This is a genomic window from Candidatus Poriferisocius sp., from assembly GCF_965214065.1.
GTDB lineage: Bacteria > Actinomycetota > Acidimicrobiia > Acidimicrobiales > Bin134 > Poriferisocius.
In genome coordinates this window covers 1-5559 of sequence record NZ_CBDCAT010000011.1, presented here as the reverse complement: position 1 = coordinate 5559, position 5559 = coordinate 1, and the positions used below count along the sequence as shown (strand labels likewise).

At 64.5% G+C, this 5559-nt stretch carries 6 protein-coding genes; 4 read left to right on the top strand and 2 right to left on the bottom strand.

The annotated features are described in order from the left end of the window. From ACOOGG_RS00515 to ACOOGG_RS00505, 3 genes are all read left to right on the top strand, one after another. Positions 1-1076 (top strand): pyridoxal-phosphate dependent enzyme (locus ACOOGG_RS00515; RefSeq protein ID WP_420431186.1); only part of this gene is annotated, 1076 nt, incomplete at its 5' end. Further along, positions 1073-2533, top strand: a complete 1461-nt coding sequence (locus ACOOGG_RS00510; RefSeq protein WP_420431188.1) for a pyridoxal-phosphate dependent enzyme — start codon at positions 1073-1075, stop codon at positions 2531-2533. The genes ACOOGG_RS00515 and ACOOGG_RS00510, both read left to right, overlap by 4 nt. Further along, a complete protein-coding gene (locus ACOOGG_RS00505) occupies positions 2533-2700 on the top strand; it encodes a hypothetical protein (protein ID WP_420431184.1) in 168 nt (55 codons plus the stop codon). The genes ACOOGG_RS00510 and ACOOGG_RS00505 overlap by 1 nt, the downstream gene beginning before the upstream one ends. Positions 2701-2867: 167 nt before the next feature. On the opposite strand, the gene ACOOGG_RS00500 is transcribed toward ACOOGG_RS00505, so the two are convergent. Both ACOOGG_RS00500 and ACOOGG_RS00495 read right to left on the bottom strand, forming a co-directional pair. After that, positions 2868-3677, bottom strand: a complete 810-nt coding sequence (locus ACOOGG_RS00500) for an ATP-binding protein (protein ID WP_420431182.1) — start codon at positions 3675-3677, stop codon at positions 2868-2870. Beyond that, the gene (locus tag ACOOGG_RS00495) at positions 3580-5016 is read right to left on the bottom strand and encodes an HNH endonuclease (RefSeq protein ID WP_420431180.1); all 1437 of its coding nucleotides are present in this window, start codon (positions 5014-5016) and stop codon (positions 3580-3582) included. The genes ACOOGG_RS00500 and ACOOGG_RS00495 overlap by 98 nt, the downstream gene beginning before the upstream one ends. 82 nt (positions 5017-5098) lie before the next feature. On the opposite strand from ACOOGG_RS00495, the gene ACOOGG_RS00490 reads away from it, so the two are divergent. Next, positions 5099-5559 (top strand): inositol monophosphatase family protein (locus tag ACOOGG_RS00490; RefSeq protein ID WP_420431178.1); only part of this gene is annotated, 461 nt, incomplete at its 3' end.

Sequence of the window (5559 nt, the reverse complement as noted above, 5' to 3'; positions counted from 1 at the left end):
GAGTCGGGTGGACCCCGTTGATCGAGAGCGAGCGCTTGGCGAACCGGTTCAAGGTGGGTCGGCTATGGGTGAAGGACGAGGCGCGCCAGCCCACCTCCTCCCTCAAAGATCGGGCCTCGGCGGTGGCGTTGGCTCGGGCGGCCGAGGAGGGTGCCGAGATCGTGACCACCGCCTCAACCGGTAATGCGGCGGCTGCCCTAGCCGGGTTGGCCGCTTCTACCGGACAGACCGTGGTGATCTTCGTGCCGGAGGCGGCACCGGAGGCCAAGGTCGCCCAGCTGCTGGCCTTCGGGGCACTGGTGATGCTGGTGGACGGCTCTTACAACGACGCTGTCCGGCTCTGCCTGGAGTCCGTCGATCGCTTCGGCTGGTACAACCGCATCACCGGAATCAACCCCTACGTCGGGGAGGGCAAGAAGACGGTGGCGTTGGAGATTCTCGAACAGCTCGGTTGGGAGGCACCTGACGCGGTGTTTGTCAGCGTGGGCGACGGGTCGATCATCGGAGGGGTGCACAAGGGGCTGAGGGAGGCTCGACAGCTCGGTTGGATCGACCGGATGCCTCGGATCTACGGGGTGCAGGCGGCTGGCAGCGCCTACCTGGCCGAAGCGTGGCGAAACGGAGAGGAAGTCGCCTCCAAGCCCGCCATCCGAGCCGCCACCGCCGCCGACTCGATCAGCGCCGACCGGCCCCTAGATCGTGTCAAGGCCATGGCCGCGGTGGTCGAGACTGGCGGGGGATGGGTGGTGGTGGAGGACGATGAGATCCTTGCCATGGTCGCCACCGTGGCGGCTGATTGCGGGGTCTTCCCCGAACCGGCGGCGGCGGCCGCATTCGCGGGCGTGGGTTCGGTGGCGGAGGGACCGGATACGGGCGTCCCTGCCTTGGAAGAATCCGACCGGGTGGTGGTGATCTCCACCGGCTCCGGCCTCAAAGACGTCAGAGGCGTGATGGCGGGCATCGACAAGACCGGGGCGGTGCCGATACCGGTCGGATCCGGTCCCGGCAGGCTGGGCCCGGATGAGGTGGCGGCAAGAATGAACCAGTGGATCGAGAACCTAAGGAAGCAGACATGATCGACTTGACCATCGACCAGGCAACCCGCGCCCGAGCGGCCGCCCACACACGGGAGCGTCTAGTGCGTATCCCCACCTTTGCCCAGATGCGAGATCCGGGCCTGGTCCCGCCGGACGTACGAGCGGAGTTGGCTGAGGTAGGTCTGTGGGATCTTCATCCGCTCAATCTCTTCCGCATCACCTGGCACAACCAGCCGGTCGGTCACGGAGGCGGCTTCGGCGGGGTCAACTACGTGGAGTGGCCGTCGGCCGTGACCGGGACCGAGGCCCGAATCGTCTCCTTGATCGGGAAGTGGTTCCCGACCGGTGCCCACAAGGTGGGGGCGGCGTTCGGGTGCCTGGTCCCCCGCCTCGTAACCGGCCAATTCGATCCCGGTTCCCAGAAGGCGGTATGGCCGTCTACCGGGAACTATTGCCGGGGCGGTGCCTACGACTCCAACCTGCTGGGATGTGACTCCATCGCCATCCTGCCGGAGGGGATGAGCCGGGAACGCTTCGACTGGCTCCGATCCGTGGCCGGCGAGATCATCAAGACCCCCGGATCCGAGTCGAACGTCAAGGAGATCTTCGACAAGTGCAACGAACTTGCCGTATCCGGCGAGGACCTGGTGATCTTCAACCAGTTCGACGAGTTCGGCAACTACCTGTGGCACGTCTCGGTGACCGGCCCCGCCGTGGAGGAGGTGCTGTCTGAGGTGATGGGGGAACAGGACCGCTACCGGGGCTTCGCTGTGACCACCGGATCGGCTGGCACCATCGCCGCGGGCGACTATCTCAAGCAACGCTTCCCCGGCTCGGTCATAGCCGCCGGAGAGGCGATCCAGTGCCCGACCATGCTGTACAACGGCTTCGGCGAACACCGCATCGAAGGCATCGGTGATAAGCACATCCCCTGGGTGCACAACGTCAAGAACACCGATCTGGCCGTGGGACTAGACGACGAGGCAGCTGTCTCCTTGAACAGGCTATTCAACGAGGAGGCTGGCCAGGAATACCTGGTGTCCCGAGGACTTGACCCCGGCACCCTCGAGGATCTCCCGCTGCTCGGGATCTCCGGTGCCGCCAACCTGCTGTCCGCCATCAAGCTCGCCAAGTACTACGAGATGACCAATCGCGACGTTGTGGTGACCATCGCCACCGACTCGATGGACATGTACCGGAGCCGGCTCCACGAGTTGGCTGAGGACCGAGGCAGGTTCACCACCCACGATGCCGTGGCCGCCTACCACCGACACCTCCTCGGAGCGTCAGCCGAGCACGTTCACGAGCTCGGCTACTACGACCGCAAGCGCATCCACAACCTCAAGTACTACACCTGGGTGGAGCAACAGGGCAAGACCTACGAGGAGATCCAGGCCCAGTGGTACGACGACGACTACTGGACCAATATCCAAGCCTCAGCCGACCCCATCGACCACCTAATCGAGGAGTTCAACTCGCTCACCGGCCTGGGCTGATGTCGGGCAACAGGTTTGACCTGGCCGGATGGGGCCTGTTCACCGTCTCAGGGGTGGTGTTCCTAATCGCCGCCTTGAGGGACGGTGATGCCCTCCTGCTGTGGGGTTCGATCACCTGGTTGGCCGGAGTGGCCTTCTTCCTGGTAGGCCTAAAGGGCCGCAGCTAATCATGTAGAGCTGTTAGCGATGCCTCAGAGTCCGTGAGGTAACTGGGTAAACGGCTCCTGTCTCAGTAGCCCGGTACGCTCATGCCCATGAGCGCCAACCCTGCCGCATCCTGGTCGTCAGACATCGCCGATCTTGATGCCCGCACCCATCCGGTCATCAACACCCCCTACGAGGAGCCCCGCCGACACTGGGCTGGGATGATGTCGATGCCGTCGTTGGTGCGGCGAGGGCGGGGTTCCAGGCAGACCATGATCCGCTGGACGGTCGGATGTTCCTCGGCCAGAATGCGGAGTCCCTTGAGGTGGTGGGTGCTGATGCGTGCGCTTGCCTTCGCTTCGATCGCTAGGCGCATGTCGCCGATTACGAAGTCGACCTCGATGCCGCTGGGGAGCCTCCAGTAGGTCAGTTCCTCATCGAGGTCGTGGTAGGCGATGTAGGCGGAGAGCTCGTGGAAGACCCAGTTCTCGAACGCCTTGCCGTATTGGTCCGAGCCCCGTTCGAGCTGGCCGCGGCGGGCCAGACGGTTCACGATGCCCAAATCCGCGAAGTAGAGCTTCGGTGCCCCGGCGAGGCGGCGCTTGGCCCGTTTCCGCCAGCGCGGCAGTCGGTGGGCCAGCAAAGTGTCGTCCAGGATGCCGAAGTACGCCTTAGCGGTGGGTGCGGACACGCCGCAGTCGCGGGCGATGTTCGAGTAGTTGACGGGGTTGCCGTCGCTCAGGGCGGCGGCGTCGAGGAAGTCCGAGAACGCCGGTAGGTTCCGCACTAGGCCCTCGGCGGCGATCTCTTGGCGCAGGTAGTCGCCGATGTAGGAGTCGAGTCGCTGGCGGGGCCTAGGGGACTCGTACATCCTGGGCAGGTAGCCGTGGTTGAGCAGCCGGTCAAGGTTGAAGTCCTCCCCGATCTCTCCTGCGGTTAGCCCCCGCAGGTCGTAGCGCAATGCCCGCCCGCCCAACAGGTTGGCGGCACCGCGCCGCACCTTGCGCGCGCTCGAACCGCACAGCGCGAAGCAGCCGACGTCGGCGGGGTGGGGAGTGGGGGTCGATCCGCATGCCTCGACGGTGGACAGCTACGTGGTGGTGCCACCAGCAGAGGGTGGTCAGGTTCTCTGACCCATGCCTCGACGGTGGAGCTACGTGGTGGTGCCACCAGCAGAGGGTGGTCAGGTTCTCTGACCCGTGATCCCCACCCGCTGAGCGGGGAACGATGTGGTGTACCTCAAGCCGGTAGGTGGAGCGGCATCCGGCAATTGTGCACCTGCCGTCGCGGGCGAGGACGCCGCGCCGCAGGGCGGGGCGTATGCCGGAGACGCTCTGGTGGGTTGTCACCTTCTGGCCGGTCACGGTGACGTCCTCGATTCGACCTAGGCAACGGACGAGATCGACGGTGTCTGGACCCACCCGGGCACCTCCGAGTACCTCCACCCCCTTCTCGTAGCCGGATGCTGAGGCAAGGGGTTCGTGGGTCAAGACGGTGAGGATTGGTGTCCGCCGGTTCGCGTGCCGGGGGTCTAGCGCCCGCCCCGGATGGTCGTCGAGGGCGTCCTGGCAGAGGGAAGTGAGGGCCAGCACTCTCCGGAGACCGGGATCAGGAGGGGATTCGCCCTCGGGTACCAAGTTTTCCCCCCGCTTGTCGAGTCCCCGGCGGCAAATCTCAGCCTCGTAGGCCCCCATACGCCCGGAGACACGGACGTGCGTTCTGTCGGGCGACGGCTGGAAGCTTACGTACTGGCCTTCGAACACCCGCTTCTCCTCCGACCGTTCCATTCGTCGGTGTCGCCGGGCGACGTCTTGTACCTTGTCGAGGCTCATGTCCCGGGTGCGGGCGATCTCCTCGGGTCCGGCACCCGCTTCGGCAAGGCGAGACTCTTCCAAGACCCGGACGTAAGAATCTGCACCCTGCCGTATTTGGTGGATCTGGGGTTCGCTGAGCCGTCGGGCTAGGAAGAGGAGATCGCGGGCGGTAGAACGATGGACATTGATCCGTGAGGTAACCAGATCGACTTGGGAGCGATAACCGAGTCGGGCCCCGGTGTTGGCTCTGAGGAGGCTCTTCACCCAGGCGATCTGATCGCCCCGGGCCCGGCTGACCTTGGCCTCGGCCTCGGCCATGGCCGCTTCCGCTTTAGCCGCTTCCATATCAAGGTGCATACTCTGCGGGTTGCTGAGCATGCGCCGAGCCCGGTCGTAGACCCGCTGCCTTTCCTTCTGGTACCGGGTCATGTACAACTGCGGCGGACTTCCGTTGGACCCGGAAAGGCGAGCCTCGGCCGATTTGAGATCGTCCTGGCTAGCTACATCAGGTAGGTAATCGAACATATGTTCGTATTGTATCAAGGCATAGTGACATAAACAAGTTCAAGACCTTGAAGTAGCAGTAGCCGCATCACAGGCCGGTGCCGTGGTGATACGAGAGGCTTTCGGACGTCCGGTCCTGCCCGAGATGAAGGGCCTTGTCGATCCTGTCACCGCGGCAGACCTGGAAGCGGAAGCTGCCATCATCGAAGTCTTGAGCCGAAATCGGCCCGGGGACGCCGTACTCGGTGAAGAAGGCGGAGGCCAGACCGAGTCTCGCGGGCGCCGTTGGATCATCGACCCCCTCGACGGAACCGTCAACTTCGTCCATCAGATACCGCATGTGGCCGTGTCGATCGGCCTGTGGGATGGAGACCAGCCGTTGGTAGGGGTGGTTGTCGATGTCATGAGGGGCGAGATTTTCCAGGCGGTGCGGGGAGAGGGTGCCTTTCTGAACGGCCAGCGGATCAAGGTCTCATCCGGGGCGAGGCTCAAAGAATGCCTGGTCGCCACCGGGTTTCCCTACGACCGGCACATCAACGGACCGGCCTACAGCCAAGTGGCGGG